16 protein-coding genes are annotated in these 18,169 nt (G+C 60.8%); 6 read left to right on the top strand and 10 right to left on the bottom strand.

Annotated features, from left to right (window positions below; translation table 11 throughout):
- Positions 1–66 precede the first annotated feature (66 nt).
- The gene (locus AC3IT6_RS28345) at positions 67–987 is read right to left on the bottom strand and encodes a LysR substrate-binding domain-containing protein (protein ID WP_489353813.1); all 921 of its coding nucleotides are present in this window, start codon (positions 985–987) and stop codon (positions 67–69) included.
- Positions 988–1,145: 158 nt separating this feature from the next.
- On the opposite strand from AC3IT6_RS28345, the gene AC3IT6_RS28350 reads away from it, so the two are divergent.
- Positions 1,146–2,543, top strand: a complete 1,398-nt coding sequence (locus AC3IT6_RS28350; protein WP_489353814.1) for a NorM family multidrug efflux MATE transporter — start codon at positions 1,146–1,148, stop codon at positions 2,541–2,543.
- A 124-nt stretch (positions 2,544–2,667) separates the two neighbouring features.
- On the opposite strand, the gene AC3IT6_RS28355 is transcribed toward AC3IT6_RS28350, so the two are convergent.
- Positions 2,668–4,341 carry a putative bifunctional diguanylate cyclase/phosphodiesterase gene (locus AC3IT6_RS28355; RefSeq protein ID WP_223443824.1) on the bottom strand — a complete coding sequence of 558 codons (1,674 nt, stop codon included), beginning with the start codon at positions 4,339–4,341 and terminating at the stop codon, positions 2,668–2,670.
- A gap of 264 nt (positions 4,342–4,605) precedes the next feature.
- Between AC3IT6_RS28355 and rep the strand changes: the two genes are divergently transcribed.
- Both rep and AC3IT6_RS28365 read left to right on the top strand, forming a co-directional pair.
- Complete coding sequence (gene rep / locus AC3IT6_RS28360; RefSeq protein ID WP_489353815.1) at positions 4,606–6,615, top strand: DNA helicase Rep; 2,010 nt, start codon at positions 4,606–4,608, stop codon at positions 6,613–6,615.
- A gap of 57 nt (positions 6,616–6,672) precedes the next feature.
- Positions 6,673–7,245 carry a xanthine phosphoribosyltransferase gene (locus AC3IT6_RS28365; RefSeq protein ID WP_217829247.1) on the top strand — a complete coding sequence of 191 codons (573 nt, stop codon included), beginning with the start codon at positions 6,673–6,675 and terminating at the stop codon, positions 7,243–7,245.
- A gap of 129 nt (positions 7,246–7,374) precedes the next feature.
- Here AC3IT6_RS28365 and AC3IT6_RS28370 read toward each other — a convergent pair whose 3' ends face one another.
- The 6 genes from AC3IT6_RS28370 to dadA form a co-directional block, all read right to left on the bottom strand.
- On the bottom strand, positions 7,375–9,297 hold the full coding sequence (locus AC3IT6_RS28370) for an acetyl-CoA hydrolase/transferase C-terminal domain-containing protein (RefSeq protein WP_489353816.1): 1,923 nt from the start codon (positions 9,295–9,297) through the stop codon (positions 7,375–7,377).
- 178 nt (positions 9,298–9,475) lie between these two features.
- The gene (locus AC3IT6_RS28375; protein ID WP_150725225.1) at positions 9,476–9,895 is read right to left on the bottom strand and encodes a c-type cytochrome; all 420 of its coding nucleotides are present in this window, start codon (positions 9,893–9,895) and stop codon (positions 9,476–9,478) included.
- 182 nt (positions 9,896–10,077) lie between these two features.
- The gene (locus AC3IT6_RS28380; protein ID WP_008023455.1) at positions 10,078–10,626 is read right to left on the bottom strand and encodes a cupin domain-containing protein; all 549 of its coding nucleotides are present in this window, start codon (positions 10,624–10,626) and stop codon (positions 10,078–10,080) included.
- Positions 10,627–10,754: 128 nt separating this feature from the next.
- Positions 10,755–11,828 carry an alanine racemase gene (alr, locus tag AC3IT6_RS28385; RefSeq protein WP_489353817.1) on the bottom strand — a complete coding sequence of 358 codons (1,074 nt, stop codon included), beginning with the start codon at positions 11,826–11,828 and terminating at the stop codon, positions 10,755–10,757.
- A 97-nt stretch (positions 11,829–11,925) separates the two neighbouring features.
- Positions 11,926–12,279 (bottom strand): RidA family protein, encoded by a 354-nt coding sequence (locus AC3IT6_RS28390; RefSeq protein ID WP_489353818.1) that lies wholly within the window; start codon positions 12,277–12,279, stop codon positions 11,926–11,928.
- Positions 12,251–13,555: a D-amino acid dehydrogenase gene (gene dadA / locus AC3IT6_RS28395; RefSeq protein WP_489353819.1), complete on the bottom strand. Its 1,305-nt coding sequence runs from the start codon at positions 13,553–13,555 to the stop codon at positions 12,251–12,253. The genes AC3IT6_RS28390 and dadA overlap by 29 nt, the downstream gene beginning before the upstream one ends.
- A gap of 157 nt (positions 13,556–13,712) precedes the next feature.
- On the opposite strand from dadA, the gene AC3IT6_RS28400 reads away from it, so the two are divergent.
- Positions 13,713–14,201 carry an Lrp/AsnC ligand binding domain-containing protein gene (locus AC3IT6_RS28400; RefSeq protein WP_007975155.1) on the top strand — a complete coding sequence of 163 codons (489 nt, stop codon included), beginning with the start codon at positions 13,713–13,715 and terminating at the stop codon, positions 14,199–14,201.
- 138 nt (positions 14,202–14,339) lie between these two features.
- Here the strand turns inward: AC3IT6_RS28400 and AC3IT6_RS28405 are convergent, their stop codons facing one another.
- On the bottom strand, positions 14,340–14,693 hold the full coding sequence (locus AC3IT6_RS28405) for a YkgJ family cysteine cluster protein (protein ID WP_057398678.1): 354 nt from the start codon (positions 14,691–14,693) through the stop codon (positions 14,340–14,342).
- A 146-nt stretch (positions 14,694–14,839) separates the two neighbouring features.
- On the opposite strand from AC3IT6_RS28405, the gene AC3IT6_RS28410 reads away from it, so the two are divergent.
- Positions 14,840–16,147 (top strand): NAD(P)/FAD-dependent oxidoreductase, encoded by a 1,308-nt coding sequence (locus AC3IT6_RS28410; RefSeq protein WP_489353820.1) that lies wholly within the window; start codon positions 14,840–14,842, stop codon positions 16,145–16,147.
- A gap of 144 nt (positions 16,148–16,291) precedes the next feature.
- Here the strand turns inward: AC3IT6_RS28410 and AC3IT6_RS28415 are convergent, their stop codons facing one another.
- The gene (locus tag AC3IT6_RS28415; protein WP_489353821.1) at positions 16,292–16,537 is read right to left on the bottom strand and encodes a DUF1127 domain-containing protein; all 246 of its coding nucleotides are present in this window, start codon (positions 16,535–16,537) and stop codon (positions 16,292–16,294) included.
- A 179-nt stretch (positions 16,538–16,716) separates the two neighbouring features.
- On the opposite strand from AC3IT6_RS28415, the gene AC3IT6_RS28420 reads away from it, so the two are divergent.
- Positions 16,717–18,150, top strand: coding sequence for an aminotransferase-like domain-containing protein (locus AC3IT6_RS28420; protein ID WP_489353822.1), 1,434 nt, complete (start codon positions 16,717–16,719; stop codon positions 18,148–18,150).
- The last annotated feature ends 19 nt before the right edge of the window (positions 18,151–18,169 follow it).

Genomic DNA, 18,169 nt, shown 5'->3' on the forward strand with positions numbered 1-18,169 from the left:
ATGCCAAGAAAGACAATTGATCCGTAGATGGGGGGGACAAACGGAAATTGAGTCGATGCCATCGATTCAGCCCAGGCGTTCGACATCCGGTAACTCCATGGCCCGGACCTCGCCTTGCAGGAAATCGCTGAGGCGACGCAAACGCTCACCGCCGGGCCGGGTTTTCGGCCATACCAGGTAATAACACTCGCCACTGGCGACGGCGGTCGGCCACGGCAAACTCAGGCGTCCCTGGGCCACATCCTCCGCCACCATCAACAGATCGCCCATCGACACGCCATAACCCCGCGCGGCGGCGATCATGCCCAGTTCCAGGGTATCGAACACCTGTCCGCCCTTGAGTGACACCTGATCGGCCAGCCCCATGCGCTCCAGCCAGTTGCGCCAGTCGCGGCGGTCCGGCGTCGGGTGCAGCAACTCGGTGTTGGCCAGGCGCTCGACATCCCAAGGCTGGTCGCCCCGCAGGTTGGGCGCGCCGACCGGGATCAATTCCTCGGGGAACAGGTAACTCGCCTCCCAGTCCGGGGGGAAATGTCCATTGCCCAGCAACACCGCACAGTCAAACGGCTCGTCGTTGAAGTCCACCGAATCGATGTCCATCCACGCACTGGTCAATTGCACTTCGTTGCCCGGCTGCAGATGACGGAAGCGACTGAGGCGCGCCAGCAACCAGCGCATGGTCAGGGTCGACGGAGCTTTCATACGCAGGATGTCGTCTTCGGCGCGCAAGGTATTGCAGGCGCGCTCCAGGGCAGTGAAGCCTTCGCGAATGCCCGGCAACAGCAAACGGGCCGACTCGGTCAGTTGCAGGTTACGGCCACTGCGGTGAAACAAGCGGCAGGCAAAATGCTCTTCGAGCGTACGAATATGTCGGCTGACCGCACTTTGGGTAATCGACAGTTCTTCGGCTGCGCGGGTAAACGAGCTGTGCCGCGCCGCCGCTTCGAATGCGCGCAGGGCATACAAGGGAGGAAGACGACGGGACATTGGGAAAGCTCCTACTGCGGGTTTCGCCCACACTAGCAGAAACTCTCCAGCATGAGTTTGAATCATGCCATCCATCCTTTTTATCCCTTTGTGAAAACCGCGCAGAGCGCCGAGAATCGGTGCTTTCCTGTTCCTTTTGATAATCGAGCGTGATGACCATGCAGCATCCAGCACGAACTGAACTCTGGGCCATCCTGCGGCTGGCGGGGCCGCTGATTGCCTCGCAGTTGGCGCACATGCTGATGGTCCTCACCGACACCCTGATGATGGCGCGCCTGAGTCCCGAGGCGTTGGCCGGTGGCGGGCTCGGTGCGGCGACCTATTCGTTCGTGTCGATTTTCTGCATCGGCGTGATCGCAGCGGTCGGCACTCTGGTGGCGATCCGTCAGGGTGCCGGCGATATCGTCGGAGCTACCCGGCTGACCCAGGCCGGGTTGTGGCTGGCATGGCTGATGGCGCTGGTCGCCGGTTTGCTGCTGTGGAACCTCAAACCGGTGCTGCTGCTGTTCGGCCAGACCGAAAGCAACGTCCACGCAGCCGGGCAGTTTTTGATCTTCCTGCCGTTCGCCCTGCCCGGCTACCTGAGCTTCATGGCCCTGCGCGGGTTCACCAGCGCCATTGGCCGTGCGACGCCAGTGATGGTCATCAGCGTTGGCGGTACGGTTGCCAACTTCCTGCTCAACTATGCGCTGATTACCGGGATGTTCGGCCTGCCGAAACTGGGGCTGACGGGCATCGGGCTGGTCACGGCGATTGTCGCCAACCTGATGGCACTTGCGCTGGCGTGGCACATTCGTCGGCATCCGGCTTATGAGGCCTATCCGCTGCGCCAGGGCCTGTCGCGGCTGAACCGCCGGTACCTGAAGGAACTGTGGCGCCTGGGACTGCCGATTGGCGGTACCTACGCGGTGGAAGTCGGGCTGTTTGCCTTCGCCGCGCTGTGCATGGGCACCATGGGCAGTACGCAACTGGGCGCACACCAGATCGCCCTGCAAATCGTTTCGGTGGCGTTCATGGTTCCGGCGGGTATTTCCTACGCGATCACCATGCGCATCGGCCAGCACTACGGCGCCGGGCAATTGCTGGATGCACGGCTGGCCGGGCGGGTCGGTATTGCGTTCGGGGCGGCGGCGATGCTGTGTTTCGCCATGGTCTTCTGGCTATTGCCAAACCAGTTGGTCGGCCTGTTTCTCGACCACAACGACCCGGCGTTTCGCGATGTCATCAACCTTGCCGTGAGCCTGCTGGCGGTGGCTGCATGGTTCGAGCTGTTCGACGGCGTGCAAACCATTGCCATGGGCTGCATTCGCGGACTCAAGGATGCCAAGACCACTTTCCTCGTCGGCCTGGGTTGCTATTGGCTGATTGGCGCACCGGCGGCGTGGTGGATGGCGTTCCACCTGGACTGGGGGCCAACGGGTGTCTGGTGGGGTCTGGCGCTGGGGCTGGCGTGTGCGGCGGTGAGCCTGACCCTGGGGTTTGAGTGGAAGATGAAGCGGATGATCAAGCGCGAGCCGGTGGCGCGGGACGGTTTCACTGTCGCTCAGCCCGACTGAAATCCCCTGTGGGAGCGAGCTTGCTCGCGATAGCGGAGTATCAGTCGACATCAATGCTGACTGAACTGGCCTCATCGCGAGCAAGCTCGCTCCCACAGGTTTTGGATCAACTGAAAAGTCGCGATCAGCTCACGACTTCCAACATCGGCTGCTGACTGGAGCCAAACGTCAGATACTCCACCAGCTCGGCCAGCGGCAATGGCATGCTGATCAAATATCCCTGCACCTGATCGCATTCAAACCCACGCAGCAGATCCAGTTGCTCCGGCGTTTCCACGCCTTCTGCGACCACCTCAAGGTTGAGGTTGTGCGCCAGGTTGATCATCGCGTGGACCAGTTTGCGGTTTTCCTCACGCTGTTCCATGCCGCCGACAAAGCTCTTGTCGATCTTCAGCAAGGTGATCGGCAGGCTGTTGAGGTGCACGAACGACGAGAACCCGGTGCCGAAGTCGTCGAGGGAGAAGCGCACACCGAGGCGCCCGAGGGCGTCCATGGTCTGCTTGACCAGGTCGCTGCGGCGCATCACGGCGGTTTCGGTCAGCTCGAATTCCAGCCACTGCGCCTCGACACCGCGCTCGGCAATCAGGCGACTCAGGGTCGACAGCAACTGGCTGTCCTGGAACTGCCGGAACGACAGGTTGATCGCCATGTGCAACGGCGGCAAACCCAGTTCAAGCAGCGCCTGCATGTCGCGCAAGGCCCGGGAAATCACCCAATAGCCCAGCGGCACGATCAGGCCGCTTTGCTCAGCCAGCGGTACGAATTCGCTCGGCGGCAGCAAGCCGCGCTCGGCATGCCGCCAGCGCACCAACGCTTCGAGGCCGACGATCTGCCCGTCTTCGAGGTTCAGGCGTGGCTGGTAGTGCAATTCCAGTTCATCGCGACGCAGTGCCCGGCGCAGCTCGGTTTCGAGGTCGGCGATGCTGCGGGCATTGCGATTGATGCGTTCGTTGAAAATGTGAAAGGTGCAGCCCTGGGTGCTTTTGGCTTGCTGCATGGCGATGTGCGCATGCCACATCAGCGGATCCGCATCGGTCTGGGCCCGGGCGTAGGCGATACCCAGGCTGGAACCGATCAGCAGGCTTTCGCCATCGACCCAATAAGGTTCGGCCAGCGCTTCGCTGATGCGCTCGGCCATCCACTCGGCACGCTGGGGAGCGCGACGGGTGTCGATCAGCAGAGCGAATTCATCACTGCCCAGGCGCGCCAGTTGATCGCCGACCTCAAGCTGGCACTTGAGCCGCGCCACCACTTGCAAGATCAGGCGGTCACCGGCCTGATGGCCGAGGGCATCGTTGGCGTAACGGAAATTGTCGAGGTCGAGATGGCCGAGGGCCAGGCCACGACCGTCGTTTTCCGCCAGCCGCGCCGTCAGCAGGGTCTGGAAACCCTGGCGGTTGGCGATACCGGTGAGCGGATCTTGCTCGGCCAGGCGTTGCAGAGTGTTTTCCAGGACGCCCCGCTCGCGCACATGGCGCAGGCAGCGGCGCAACATGCCGGAATCGAGCAGGTCGCGCACCAGCCAGTCACTCACACCGTCGGGCGGGGTCAGCGGCTCATGGTCGAGCAGCAACACCGTCGGCAGGCTGCAACGGCCCGGCGCCGGTTGAAGTTGCGGGATGGTCAATAACACCGCGCTGCGGTTGTCATCGAACAGGCTGCTGACCGACTCCCAACTCGGCGCGCTGATGAGAACGGCCGAGCTCCCCATAGGAACCAGACACTCGCGCAACAACGCTGCCCACGCTGGCTCTTCAGCCAGTAGCAGCAAACGCAAGGGTTCGACAGGCGTAGACAAGCTAGCTCCCTAGACTCTGCAAAGATGTAGGCGACGGGCATTATGCCGTTCCGATGATCAATGACAATGACATCAGTTGGCAAAACGAGCCCTTTGTATCCGGAATTACGAACATTAGCCGCAAATTCGTTGCGCATCCTGCGTGAAAATAACAAAACCGGCGATTACAGATAGCGTGGTACGTCACAAGTCGGACAGAGCAGCACAATTCGCTGAGCCTGTTAAAATGCCGGCCCATTTTGTGACTGACTCCTGAATTTACCTATGTCCCGACTCAATCCCCGGCAGCAAGAAGCCGTGAGCTACGTCGGCGGCCCTCTTTTGGTGCTCGCCGGTGCAGGCTCCGGCAAGACCAGCGTGATCACGCGCAAAATCGCGCACCTGATCCAGAACTGCGGCATTCGCGCCCAGTACATCGTCGCCATGACCTTTACCAACAAGGCCGCCCGCGAAATGAAGGAACGGGTCGGCACGCTGCTTCGTGCCGGTGAAGGTCGCGGGCTGACGGTCTGCACGTTCCACAACCTGGGCCTGAACATCATCCGCAAGGAGCACGTGCGGCTGGGCTACAAGCCGGGCTTCTCGATCTTCGACGAGACCGACGTCAAGGCCCTGATGACCGACATCATGCAGAAGGAATACTCGGGCGACGACGGCGTCGACGAGATCAAGAACATGATCGGCGCCTGGAAAAACGACCTGATCCTGCCGGCCCAGGCCCTGGAAAACGCGCGCAACCCCAAGGAACAGACCGCCGCCATCGTCTACACCCACTACCAGCGCACGCTCAAGGCGTTCAACGCGGTGGACTTCGACGACCTGATCCTGCTGCCGGTGAAGCTGTTCGAAGAGCACGCCGACATCCTGGATAAGTGGCAGAACAAGGTGCGCTACCTGCTGGTCGACGAATACCAGGACACCAACGCCAGCCAATACCTGCTGGTGAAAATGCTCATTGGCAAGCGCAACCAGTTCACCGTGGTAGGCGACGACGACCAGTCGATCTACGCCTGGCGCGGCGCTCGCCCGGAAAACCTGATGCTGCTCAAGGACGACTACCCGTCCTTGAAGGTGGTAATGCTGGAGCAGAACTACCGCTCCACCAGCCGCATCCTGCGTTGCGCCAACGTGCTGATCTCGAACAACCCCCACGAATTCGAAAAGCAACTGTGGAGTGAAATGGGCCACGGCGACGAGATCCGCGTGATCCGTTGCCGCAACGAGGATGCCGAGGCCGAGCGCGTGGCCATGGAAATCCTCAGCCTGCACTTGCGCACCGACCGCCCGTACAGCGATTTCGCGATCCTGTATCGCGGCAACTACCAGGCCAAGCTGATCGAACTGAAGTTGCAGCATCACCAGGTGCCGTATCGCCTGTCCGGCGGCAACAGCTTTTTCGGGCGTCAGGAAGTAAAAGACCTGATGGCCTACTTCCGCCTGATCGTGAACCCGGACGACGACAACGCGTTCCTGCGGGTAATCAACGTGCCGCGCCGCGAGATCGGCTCGACCACGCTGGAGAAGCTGGGCAACTATGCGACCGAGCGCAAGATCTCGATGTACGCCGCCACCGACGAGTTGGGTTTGGGCGAGCATCTGGACTCACGCTTCACCGATCGCCTGTCGCGCTTCAAGCGTTTCATGGACAGGGTGCGCGAGCAGTGCGCCGGCGAAGACCCGATCTCGGCCCTGCGCAGCATGGTCATGGACATCGACTACGAGAACTGGCTGCGCACCAACAGCTCCAGCGACAAGGCCGCCGATTACCGCATGGGTAACGTCTGGTTCCTGATCGAGGCGCTGAAAAACACCCTGGAAAAAGACGAAGAAGGCGAGATGACCGTCGAGGACGCCATCGGCAAACTCGTCCTGCGCGACATGCTTGAGCGCCAGCAGGAAGAAGAAGATGGCGCCGAAGGCGTGCAGATGATGACCTTGCATGCGTCCAAGGGCCTGGAATTCCCCTACGTGTTCATCATGGGCATGGAGGAGGAAATCCTCCCGCACCGTTCCAGCATCGAAGCCGACACCATCGAAGAAGAGCGTCGCCTGGCCTACGTGGGCATTACCCGCGCGCGCCAGACCCTGGCCTTCACCTTCGCCGCCAAGCGCAAGCAGTACGGCGAGATCATCGACTGCGCGCCGAGCCGCTTCCTCGATGAGTTGCCGCCGGACGATCTGGCCTGGGAAGGCAACGACGACACACCGACCGAAGTCAAGGCCGTGCGAGGCAACAACGCATTGGCGGATATACGCGCGATGTTAAAGCGCTAGAATTGACCACTTTTTTAAAACCTTAGGGCGCACAAGGCGCCAACAGAGGACAGCTTCATGGAAGCCCTGCACAAGAAAATTCGCGAAGAAGGCATCGTGCTTTCCGACCAGGTCCTGAAAGTCGACGCCTTTCTGAACCACCAGATCGACCCGGCCCTGATGAAGCTGATCGGCGACGAATTCGCCACGCTGTTCAAGGATTCGGGCATCACCAAAATCGTCACCATCGAAGCTTCGGGCATCGCCCCGGCGATCATGACGGGCCTGAACCTGGGTGTGCCGGTGATTTTCGCCCGCAAGCACCAGTCCCTGACCCTGACCGAAAACCTGCTGTCGGCGACCGTGTACTCGTTCACCAAGCAGACCGAAAGCACCGTGGCCATCTCCCCGCGCCACCTGACCAGCAGCGACCGCGTGCTGATCATCGATGACTTCCTGGCCAACGGTAAGGCGTCCCAGGCACTGATTTCGATCATCAAGCAGGCCGGCGCCACCGTGGCGGGCCTGGGTATCGTGATCGAGAAGTCGTTCCAGGGTGGGCGTGCGGAGCTGGATTCGCAGGGTTATCGCGTAGAGTCGCTAGCCCGCGTGAAATCGCTGAAAGATGGCGTCGTAACCTTCATCGAGTAAGCCGCCACACCGCAATCCACCCTGTGGGAGCGGGCTTGCTCGCGAAAGCGGTGTGTCAGTCGACTTGTTTGTGACTGATACACCGCATTCGCGAGCAAGCCCGCTCCCACATTTGATTTATGTTGGCTGTTATTGCGCAGTGGCCTTGAGGCCTGTGAGCAGCAACCGCTGATACAAGTCCTCCTTCATCCCCTCCGGGTTGGCCAGTTGCATGCGCTGCAGATGCTCCTGGAACAACGCAGGCTCCGGCGCATCCAGCGCAGCCTTGCCCAGCTCCAGCACCTCGCTCAGCTTGAACTTGCTCTTGAGCCAGTTCAGTGCCCGCAACAGATCACGCTCGACCTCGGTGAAATCACAGCCCAGCGGATACTCCGGAAACAGCTGCGGATGCCGTGCCTGAATCGCCTGCAAACGCTGCGGACTGTTATCGGTAAAGCGCGGATCGAGACAGAAGTCCTTGGGCAGTTTGCCGACTTTCTGCGCCTGCTCGATCAATTCCGACTGAAAACGCGAGTCGCTGATATTGAGCAAGGCCTCGATCACTGCCGCATCGGTTTTGCCGCGAAGATCGGCGATGCCGTATTCGGTGACCACGATGTCCCGCAAGTGCCGGGGAATCGTGCAGTGACCATACTCCCAGACGATGTTCGAGCTGACGTCGCCGCCGGACTCGCGCCAGCTGCGCAACAGCAACACCGAGCGCGCGCCTTGCAACGCATGGCCCTGAACCACGAAGTTGTACTGCCCACCTACGCCACTGAGCACACGTCCGTCTTCGAGCTGATCCGCCACTGCGGCACCGAGCAAGGTCACGGTGAACGCGGTGTTGATGAACCGCGCATCCAGGCGCTGCAAGCGCTTGAGTTCTTCCTGGCCGTAGAGCTCGTTGATGTAGCTGATGCGGGTCATGTTGAATGCAAGCCGCTTGTTTGGTGGCAATTCGCGCAAGCGTTCGTAGTAGCTGCGCGGGCCGAGAAAGAAACCGCCGTGCACCGAGATGCCATCGGTTCGCGCAGTCTCGTCGAGGGTGCCGGCATTCGCCTGCTGTTGGGTCGCCACGTCCGGATAAACCTTGCGCCGCACGATCCCGGCATCGGCCAGCACCAGCAAGCCATTGACGAACATTTCACTGCAGCCATACAGGCCATTGGCGAAGGCTTCGATGCCGCCTTCGCGCTCGATCAGTTGCTTCCAGTGGCTGAGGTTTACGTCTGCCAGCAAAGCCCTGTATCCGTCGTTGTCGGCTTGCCGCGCCAGCAGCGCCGCCGTCAGCGCATCGCCCATGGAACCGATGCCGATCTGCAAGGTGCCGCCGTCACGCACCAGGGTGCTGGCGTGCAGGCCGATGAAATGGTCCTGACACCCCACCGGCATGTTCGGCGTGGAAAACAGCGTGGTGTTGTCCTTCTCATCGATCAACAGGTCAAAGGTGTCGATGCCAAGTTCCGCATCGCCGGGCATGTAAGGCAGATCGTTGTGCACCTGGCCGACCATCAGGATGGTTTCTCCGGCGGCGCGGCGCCTGGCAATCAACGGCAACAGGTCGAGGGTGATGTCCGGGTTGCAGCTCAGGCTCACGCGGTCGGGATGTTCGGCATGGCTGGCCACCAGCTGCGCCACCAGATTCAATCCGGCGGCATTGATGTCCCGCGCCGCATGGCTGTAATTGCTGCTGACGTAATCCTGTTGCGCCGTGGCACTGTTGAGCAGGCTGCCGGGCTGCATGAAGAACTGCTGGATGTGGATGTTGCCCGGTAGAACGTCGCGGCGCAGGTCGGCGAGAAATTCCAGCTCCGGATAGTCGCCGAAGACCCGTTCGATAAAGGGTTCGAGAAATCGCTTTTGCAGACCATCGCCCAAGGGCGGGCGCCCCAGACACAACGCGGTGTAGATCGTCAGCCGTCGCTCGGGCGACTGTGCGATTCGCCGATACAGCGCGTTGACGAAGTGATTGGGTTTGCCCAACCCCAGAGGCAGGCCCATGTGGATATGCGCCGGTAACCGTGCCAAGACGTCATCGACTGCCTGTTCGATAGAGCAGAGCTGAACCATTCGATCCTCCCTTGCATTCCATGGTATGGGGTTGGACCGAGCTTGCCGGGTCTTTGCTGCAATGAACAGCCCTGTGGGAGCGAGCTTGCTCGCTCCCACAGGGGTTTACGGCGTCTGCTGAATCACAGGTACAAAAAAGCCGCTTGAAAGCGGCTTTTTTGCGAAAGAGGCGGGCTGGTTACAGACCGGACATCTCTTTGATGGCGCCCTTGAGCTCGTCGTCGGAGCAGTCGGCGCAGGTGCCTTTAGGCGGCATCGCGTTGACGCCGGTAATGGCTTTGGCCAGGATGCCGTCGAGGCCGCCCTGGTGATCGGCGCGTTCTTTCCAGGCCGCTTTGTCGCCGATTTTCGGCGCGCCCAGCAGGCCGGTGCCGTGGCAAGCGTTGCAATGCTTGGCAATAACATCTTTAGGCGCCTTGGCACCGCCACCGCCGCCGGCCGAAGCTGCCACTTCCATGCCCTTGCACTCTTTACCCTGAACACAAACCTGGCCAACTGGCTCAAGGCGTTTGGCAATTTCGTCGTTGGTCGCAGCCTGAGCGCTGACACTGACAGCCCATAGGGCCAATACGGTTGCTGGTGCAGCCAGCATTTTCATAATTAGGTTCACGCGTTCACCCTCAATGGTGGCTAGTCACGCCTACGGCCACGGTTCGCAGGCGGGCGCAAGTATAGCGGTAAGCCCGTCGCACTGAAACAACCCCAAAGTCGGAGGGGTCTTAGGCCGCGACGGAAAAACAGCCCGGGCGCCTCTACGATGCTGGCAGGACGCCTCTTTTCTTAGAAATTCGCCGGTGTGGCTGCGCTGATTAGTCGCGCCGGCACATCGAACGGATTACGGAAACGGTGTGGCTTGGTACTTTCAAAGTAGTAGCTATCGCCGGCTTCGAGGACAAAAGTTTCGAGACCGACCACCAGTTCCAGTTTTCCTTCGACCAGGATGCCGGTTTCCTCGCCCTCATGGGTGAGCATCTCGTCACCGGTGTCGGCGCCTGGCGGATAGATTTCATTGAGGAATGCGATAGCCCGGCTCGGGTGCGCCCGACCGACCAGTTTCATGGTCACGGCGCCATCGGAAATATCGATCAGCTCGTTGGCCTTGTAGACGATCTGGGTCGGTTTTTCCTGCAGGATTTCTTCGGAAAAGAACTCGACCATGGACATGGGAATCCCGCCCAACACCTTGCGCAGCGAACTGATCGAAGGGCTCACGCTGTTCTTTTCGATCATCGAAATCGTGCTGTTGGTGACCCCCGCCCGTTTGGCGAGCTCACGCTGGGAAAGGCCTTTGAGCCTACGGATGGATTGCAGTCGTTCACCGACGTCCAAAGCTTGCGCCTCCAGGATTCAGGATTGTTGGAATAGTGAGCGTTATCATGGCGACAGCGTTCAGTATTTACAACACCTTGACCTGAATCCTGCTCAGCGAGGCGACTTCCGGTCTGGAGCCCTGCTCACTAAGCCCCGGAATAGAGCAGTGGCACTCGGCGCAGGTTGCAGAAAATCTGGTAAGGAATCGTGCCGGCAGCCATGGCCACATCACTGGCGAGGATGTTTTTGCCCCACAATTCGACGGTCGAACCGAGGCCGGCCTGCGGCACATCGGTCAGATCGATACAGAGCATGTCCATCGACACCCGGCCGATCAACTGGCTGCGCTGCCCTGCAACCAGCACTGGCGTGCCGGTCGGTGCCAGACGCGGGTAGCCGTCGGCGTAACCCATGGCCACGACGCCAATGCGCATCGGTTTGGGGGTGATGAATTTGGCGCCGTAACCGATGGGCTCGCCAGCCGGCAATTCGCGCACACTGATCACTTTCGACTCCAGGGTCATGACCGGTTGCAGCCGCGATGCCACTTCGTTGGCTTCTTCGAAGGGCGTGGCGCCATAGAGCATGATGCCCGGGCGCACCCAATCGCTCGGAATCTGCGGCCAACCGAGCACCGCCGGCGAGTTGCGCAGGCTGACCTCGGCGGACAAGCCCTTGCGCGCCGCTTCAAATACCGCCACCTGATCGGCGCTGGCCTGCTCGTGCAGTTCGTCGGCACGCGCAAAGTGGCTCATCAGCACCACTTTCGCGACTTTGCCGCTGGCTAGCAGCCGTTGATAGGCCGCCTGATAATCCGCCGGGTGCAGCCCCACGCGGTGCATGCCCGAATCGAGCTTCAGCCACACGGTGATCGGCTTGCTCAACGCCGCTTTCTCGATGGCTTCGAGTTGCCACAGTGAATGCACCACGCACCAGAAATCATGCTCGACGATCAGCGCCAGCTCATCGGCTTCGAAAAAACCTTCCAGCAGCAGGATCGGCGCACGAATGCCCGCCGCCCGCAGCTCCAACGCCTCTTCGATACACGCCACGGCAAACCCGTCCGCCTCGGCTTCCAGCGCCTGGGCGCAACGCACCGCGCCATGGCCATAGGCATCGGCCTTGATCACCGCGAGGGCTTTGGCCCCCGTGAGCTCACGGGCGATTCGGTAGTTGTTGCGCAGGGCTTGAAGGTCGATCAGGGCACGGGCAGGACGCATGGCGGCAGACTTCTGGTCGGGTTATCGGGAAGAAAAACCGGTGCTGGCTGACGGCGTGAACCGCCAACAGCACCGGGAGAGGGATCTGTCTGAAAGCTTATGGTAGAGCGGCTACAACCGACAGCTCGACCAGGATTTCCGGTTCGCACAGTTTCGATTCGACTGTGGCGCGGGTCGGAGCGACGCCTTTTGGCAGCCACTGGTCCCACACTTCGTTCATGCCTTCGAAATGCGCGTCGATGTCTTTCAGGTAAATCGTCACCGACAACAGATTGTGCTTGTCGGTGCCGGCCAGATCGAGCAACCGCTCGATGTTGGCGAGGGTTTCACGGGTCTGCTGTTCAATCCCGGCGTTCATGTCATCGCCGACCTGTCCGGCAAGGTAAACCGTGCCGTTATGGGTGACGATCTGACTCATGCGCTCATTGGTGAGCTGGCGCTGGACTGACATGCTTTGCAGGCTCCTGGGTTTTGCTGCCATAACGGGAAATATCGAGGCCTTCGGCGCTGATCTGCGGCTTTTTCTTCGCCATCAGGTCTGCCAGCAAGCGACCGGAGCCGCAGGCCATGGTCCAGCCGAGCGTGCCGTGACCGGTGTTCAGGAACAGGTTCTTGAACGGGGTGGCGCCAACGATCGGCGTGCCATCCGGCGTAGTCGGACGCAGACCGGTCCAGAAATCGGCCTGGGCCAGATCGCCGCCCTGAGGATAAAGGTCGTTGACGATCATCTCCAGGGTTTCCCGGCGACGCGGGTTCAGCGACAGGTCAAAACCGGCGATTTCAGCCATGCCGCCAACGCGGATGCGGTTGTCGAAACGGGTGATCGCGACCTTGTAGGTCTCGTCGAGAATGGTCGAAGTCGGAGCCATCGCCGAGTTGGTGATCGGCACGGTCAGGGAGTAGCCCTTGAGCGGGTACACCGGCGCCTTGATCCCCAGCGGCTTGAGCAGTTGCGGCGAGTAGCTGCCGAGGGCCAGCACGTAGCGGTCGGCGGTTTCCAGCTTGCCGTCGATCCATACGCCGTTGATGCGGTCACCGGCAAAGTCGAGTCGCTGAATGTCCTGGCCGAAACGGAATTGCACACCAAGGTTCGCGGCCATCTCGGCAAGCTTGGCGGTGAACATCTGGCAGTCGCCAGTCTGGTCGTTCGGCAGGCGCAAGGCACCGGCGAGGATGTCAGTGACGCTGGCCAGTGCCGGCTCAACGCGGGCAATGCCATCGCGGTCGAGCAGCTCGAACGGCACGCCGGACTCTTTCAGCACGGCGATGTCTTTCGCGGCGCCGTCGAGCTGAGCCTGGGTGCGGAACAGTTGGGTCGTACCAAGGCTGCGGCCTTCATAGGCGATGCCGGTTTCGGCACGCAGTTCATCGAGGCAGTCACGGCTGTACTCGGACAGACGGACCATGCGCGCCTTGTTCACCGCGTAACGGCTGGCGGTGCAGTTGCGCAGCATCTGTGCCATCCACAGGTACTGGTCGATGTCGGCGGTGGCCTTGATCGCGAGGGGTGCGTGGCGCTGCAACAGCCACTTGATGGCCTTGAGCGGCACACCCGGCGCGGCCCACGGCGAGGCATAACCCGGCGAGACTTGCCCGGCGTTGGCGAAACTGGTCTCCATGGCGGCAGCTGGCTGCCGGTCGACCACCACCACTTCAAACCCGGCACGGGCCAGATAATAAGCACTGGTGGTACCGATGACGCCGCTACCCAAGACCATGACGCGCATTTTCATATCCCTCATCGCGGCTAACCGCTGACGTTTGTTATTCAGAGCTTTAGATGCGCGCAGTGTAAAAAAGATTCGCCAGTGCTTTTCACTATATAAGCGCCTATATTTGGCGACAATTCTCGGCAAAAACCCTTTTCACGGAGGCGCATCCCCTATGCGTACCAACACTCAGACCAAACGTGAGCTGGACAAGATCGACCGCAACATCCTGCGGATCCTGCAAGCGGACGGGCGGATTTCCTTTACGGAGCTTGGGGAAAAGGTCGGGCTCTCGACCACGCCCTGTACTGAGCGGGTCCGGCGTCTGGAGCGCGAAGGGATCATCATGGGCTACAACGCCCGGCTCAATCCGCAGCACCTGAAGGGTAGTCTGCTGGTGTTCGTCGAGATCAGCCTGGACTACAAATCCGGCGATACTTTCGAAGAGTTCCGACGTGCGGTGCTGAAATTGCCCCATGTGCTGGAGTGTCACCTGGTGTCAGGGGATTTCGACTACCTGGTGAAAGCACGGATTTCCGAGATGGCTTCGTACCGCAAGTTGCTGGGCGACATCCTGCTCAAGCTGCCTCATGTACGGGAATCCAAGAGCTATATCGTGATGGAAGAGGTGAAGGAGAGCCTGACTTTGCCGATTCCCGATTGAGATGCGCGGTGCATGTTCAGCCGCTTTCGCGAGCAAGCCCGCTCCCACAGTGGATCAGTGTCGAACACAAACTCTGTGTTCACTGAAGATCGAATGTGGGAGCGGGCTTGCTCGCGAATGCAGGCGACTCGGTCTCTCTTAAACCAACACCTGTCGGTTCGAAGCCATGTACTCGAACACCTGCTTCTCCACCCGCGGATGAATCAGCTCCACCGGCCCGCGACCATTCGGGCACGGCAAGGTCTTGGTGGTGCCGAACAACCGGCAAATCAGCGGCCGCTCGTCATACACCGTGCAACCATTCGGCCCCAGATGCACACAGTTGAGTTCTTCCATAGCGGCATCCTGCTCGGCGCGGGTCTTGCGCGGCAGACGCGACATTTCTTCGGGCGAGGTGGTCACCGGCCCGCAGCAGTCATGGCAGCCGGGAACGCACTCGAACGAGGGAATCTGTTGTCGCAATGTGCGGATTGTCTGGCTGTTGCAGCTCATTGAAGCGGTGACCAATAGCGGAATAGAGCGCGATTCTGACGCAAAAGCCCCGATCCAGACAGCACCAGCCGACCAATGTTGCCCGTCCGGGAAGGTCCGGCTTATGCTCCGTCAAGTTTCCAAACGCAAGAATCAGGAACACGCACATGAATGCCCGTGCTCAACAGCCTGCCCTGAACCACACCGCGTCCTACTACGCCGCCAGCAGCCTGCCGCAGCCCGAACTTCCGGTGCTCAAAGGTGAAGTGCTGGCCGATGTCTGTGTGGTGGGCGGCGGGTTTTCGGGGTTGAACACGGCGCTTGAGCTGGCCGAACGCGGCCTCAGCGTGGTGTTGCTTGAAGCCCATAGAATCGGCTGGGGCGCCAGTGGACGCAATGGCGGGCAGCTGATTCGCGGCGTCGGCCACGGCCTCGATCAGTTCACCAATGTCATCGGTGTCGAAGGCGTGCGGCAAATGAAACTCATGGGCCTGGAAGCCGTGGAAATCGTCCGTCAACGGGTCGAGCGCTTCCAGATCCCCTGCGACCTGACTTGGGGCTACTGCGACCTCGCCAACAAGCCCCGTGACCTTGAAGGCTTCGCCGAGGATGCCGAAGAACTGCGCAGCCTCGGTTATCGCTACGAGACCCGTTTGCTGCAAGCCAATGAGATGCACACCGTGGTCGGCTCCACGCGTTACGTCGGTGGCCTGATCGACATGGGCTCGGGGCACCTGCATCCACTGAACCTGGCCTTGGGCGAAGCCGCAGCGGCACAACGACTGGGGGTCCAGCTGTTCGAGCACTCAGCCGTGACCCGCATCGACTATGGCCCCGAGGTCAAGGTCCATACCGCCGAGGGCTCGGTGCGCGCCAAGACCCTGGTGCTGGGTTGCAATGCCTACCTCAATAACCTCAACCCGGAGCTCAGCGGCAAAGTCCTGCCCGCCGGCAGCTACATCATCGCCACCGAACCGTTGAGCGAAGAACTGGCTCACGCCCTGCTACCGCAGAACATGGCGGTCTGTGACCAGCGGGTGGCGCTGGACTACTACCGGCTCTCGGCGGACCGGCGCCTGCTGTTTGGCGGCGCCTGCCATTACTCGGGCCGTGACCCGAAAGACATCGCCGCGTACATGCGCCCGAAAATGCTCGAGGTTTTCCCGCAGCTGAGCGCAGTGAAGATCGATTACCAATGGGGCGGTATGATCGGCATCGGCGCCAACCGCCTGCCGCAGATCGGGCGACTCAAGGACCAGCCGAACGTGTACTACGCCCAGGCCTATTCCGGTCATGGCCTGAATGCCACGCACCTCGCCGGCAAGCTGCTGGCCGAAGCGATTAGCGGGCAGCACAGTGGTGGTTTTGATTTGTTCGCCAAGGTGCCGCACATCACTTTCCCGGGTGGCAAGCATTTGCGCTCACCGTTGCTGGCGTTGGGGATGTTGTGGCATCGGCTTAAAGAGTTGGTCTGAAAGATTGTCGGTGTCAGCTCTGACGCCTTCGCGGGCAAGCCCGCTCCCACAGTTGATCCGTGTCGAACACAAAATCTGTGTTCGCTGAAGATCTAATGTGGGAGCGGGCTTGCTCGCGAATGGGCCTAAAAATCACCATGGATTTCAGATCCTCCAGAAAGGCTTCAGCCCCTCCTCTCGCGCCTGTTCCCGCGTCAGCCCGATATCCTTGAGCTGATCGGCCGTCAGGGCCAGCAAGGCCTTGCGCGTGTGCAGGCGACGCCAGAACTGGTCCCAGCGACTCAGGCCGGACGACGCATTGCCCATGCCCGCCTCCCGAGTGCCGTTGTTCTGCCCGGTCACCAGTTCCTGACTGTGTAACGTCAGCCGCACATCGCTCAAACCGTTCATCTTGGATGCTCCTGTTTACTTGGGTAGCCAGAGGTTCCATGATGCGTGGGCGCGCAAAAGCATTACAGATTCAAAGCATCTGTATTAACTCCATACAGTTTTGCCGATTCCGCCACTGAATCCCGATTTTTTGCCCGATCTGTACTGGTTAACCGAATCACCCCTATCGAGGCTGCACCATGACCCTTTACGTCAACCTCGCCGAATTACTCGGCACACGTATCGAACAGGGCTTCTATCGCCCCGGTGACCGGTTGCCTTCGGTACGGGCGCTGAGCGTCGAGCACGGCGTCAGCCTGAGCACGGTGCAGCAGGCCTATCGGGTGCTGGAAGACAGCGGGCTGGCCATGCCACGGCCCAAGTCCGGATACTTCGTCCCCGCCAGCCGCGAATTGCCGGACTTGCCGGCAGTCGGCCGCCCGGCCCAACGGCCGGTGGACATATCCCAATGGGATCAAGTGCTGGAGTTGATTCGCGCCGTGCCGCGCAAAGACGTGGTGCAACTGGGCCGCGGCATGCCGGACATCACCAGCCCGACGATGAAACCGCTGCTGCGTGACCTGGCGCGAATCAGCCGGCGGCAGGACATGCCCGGTCTGTATTACGACAACATCCACGGCAACCTCGAACTGCGCGAACAGATCGCTCGCCTGATGCTCGATTCCGGCTGCCAGTTGAGCGCCAGCGAACTGGTGGTCACCACCGGTTGCCACGAGGCGCTGTCCACCAGCATTCGCGCAATCTGCGAGCCGGGCGACATTGTCGCGGTAGACTCGCCGAGCTTTCACGGCGCGATGCAGACCCTCAAGGGCCTGGGCATGAAAGCCCTGGAAATCCCCACCGACCCGCTGACCGGCATCAGTCTCGAAGCGCTGGAACTGGCCCTGGAACAGTGGCCGATCAAGGTCATACAGCTGACTCCCAACTGCAACAACCCGTTGGGCTACATCATGCCGGAGTCGCGCAAACGCACATTGTTGACGCTTGCCCAGCGCTATGACGTGGCGATCATCGAGGACGATGTGTATGGCGAACTGGCCTATACCTATCCGCGCCCACGCACGATCAAGTCCTTCGACGAGGACGGTCGCGTCCTGTTGTGCAGCTCGTTTTCCAAGACCCTGGCGCCGGGCCTGCGCATCGGCTGGGTCGCGCCCGGTCGCTATCTGGAACGGGTGCTGCACATGAAATACATCAGCACCGGATCCACCGCGCCACAGCCGCAGATCGCCATCGCCGAATTTCTCAAGGGTGGCCACTTCGAACCACATTTGCGGCGGATGCGCACGCAATACCAACGCAATCGCGACGTGATGATTGATTGGGTGACCCGCTATTTCCCGGCCGGCACTCGCGCGAGTCGCCCACAAGGCAGCTTCATGCTGTGGGTCGAACTTCCGGAAGGTTTCGACACCCTGAAACTGAATCGTGCATTGCACGACCTAGGCGTACAGATTGCCGTGGGCAGCATTTTTTCCGCCTCCGGCAAGTACCGCAATTGCCTGCGCATGAACTACGCTGCCAAGCCAACACCGCAGATCGAAGACGCGGTGCGCAAGGTGGGTGCGACAGCGATCAAACTGCTGGAGGAAACCGATCAGCTCTGCGACTGACTTTTATTCGGGGATCTGC

It is taken from the genome of Pseudomonas sp. KH_017, assembly GCF_057840285.1.

Bases quoted from the DNA above. Each gene is read 5' to 3' on its own strand.
- AC3IT6_RS28375 (WP_150725225.1), bottom strand. From the start codon at position 9,895: ATGAAAATGCTGGCTGCACCAGCAACCGTATTGGCCCTATGGGCTGTC.
- dadA (WP_489353819.1), bottom strand. From the start codon at position 13,555: ATGCGCGTCATGGTCTTGGGTAGCGGCGTCATCGGTACCACCAGTGCT.
- AC3IT6_RS28420 (WP_489353822.1), top strand. From the start codon at position 16,717: ATGACCCTTTACGTCAACCTCGCCGAATTACTCGGCACACGTATCGAA.
- AC3IT6_RS28415 (WP_489353821.1), bottom strand. From the start codon at position 16,537: ATGAACGGTTTGAGCGATGTGCGGCTGACGTTACACAGTCAGGAACTG.
- alr (WP_489353817.1), bottom strand. From the start codon at position 11,828: ATGCGTCCTGCCCGTGCCCTGATCGACCTTCAAGCCCTGCGCAACAAC.
- AC3IT6_RS28345 (WP_489353813.1), bottom strand. From the start codon at position 987: ATGTCCCGTCGTCTTCCTCCCTTGTATGCCCTGCGCGCATTCGAAGCG.
- rep (WP_489353815.1), top strand. From the start codon at position 4,606: ATGTCCCGACTCAATCCCCGGCAGCAAGAAGCCGTGAGCTACGTCGGC.
- AC3IT6_RS28400 (WP_007975155.1), top strand. From the start codon at position 13,713: ATGCGTACCAACACTCAGACCAAACGTGAGCTGGACAAGATCGACCGC.
- AC3IT6_RS28390 (WP_489353818.1), bottom strand. From the start codon at position 12,279: ATGTCAGTCCAGCGCCAGCTCACCAATGAGCGCATGAGTCAGATCGTC.
- AC3IT6_RS28365 (WP_217829247.1), top strand. From the start codon at position 6,673: ATGGAAGCCCTGCACAAGAAAATTCGCGAAGAAGGCATCGTGCTTTCC.
- AC3IT6_RS28370 (WP_489353816.1), bottom strand. From the start codon at position 9,297: ATGGTTCAGCTCTGCTCTATCGAACAGGCAGTCGATGACGTCTTGGCA.
- AC3IT6_RS28350 (WP_489353814.1), top strand. From the start codon at position 1,146: ATGCAGCATCCAGCACGAACTGAACTCTGGGCCATCCTGCGGCTGGCG.
- AC3IT6_RS28405 (WP_057398678.1), bottom strand. From the start codon at position 14,693: ATGAGCTGCAACAGCCAGACAATCCGCACATTGCGACAACAGATTCCC.
- AC3IT6_RS28410 (WP_489353820.1), top strand. From the start codon at position 14,840: ATGAATGCCCGTGCTCAACAGCCTGCCCTGAACCACACCGCGTCCTAC.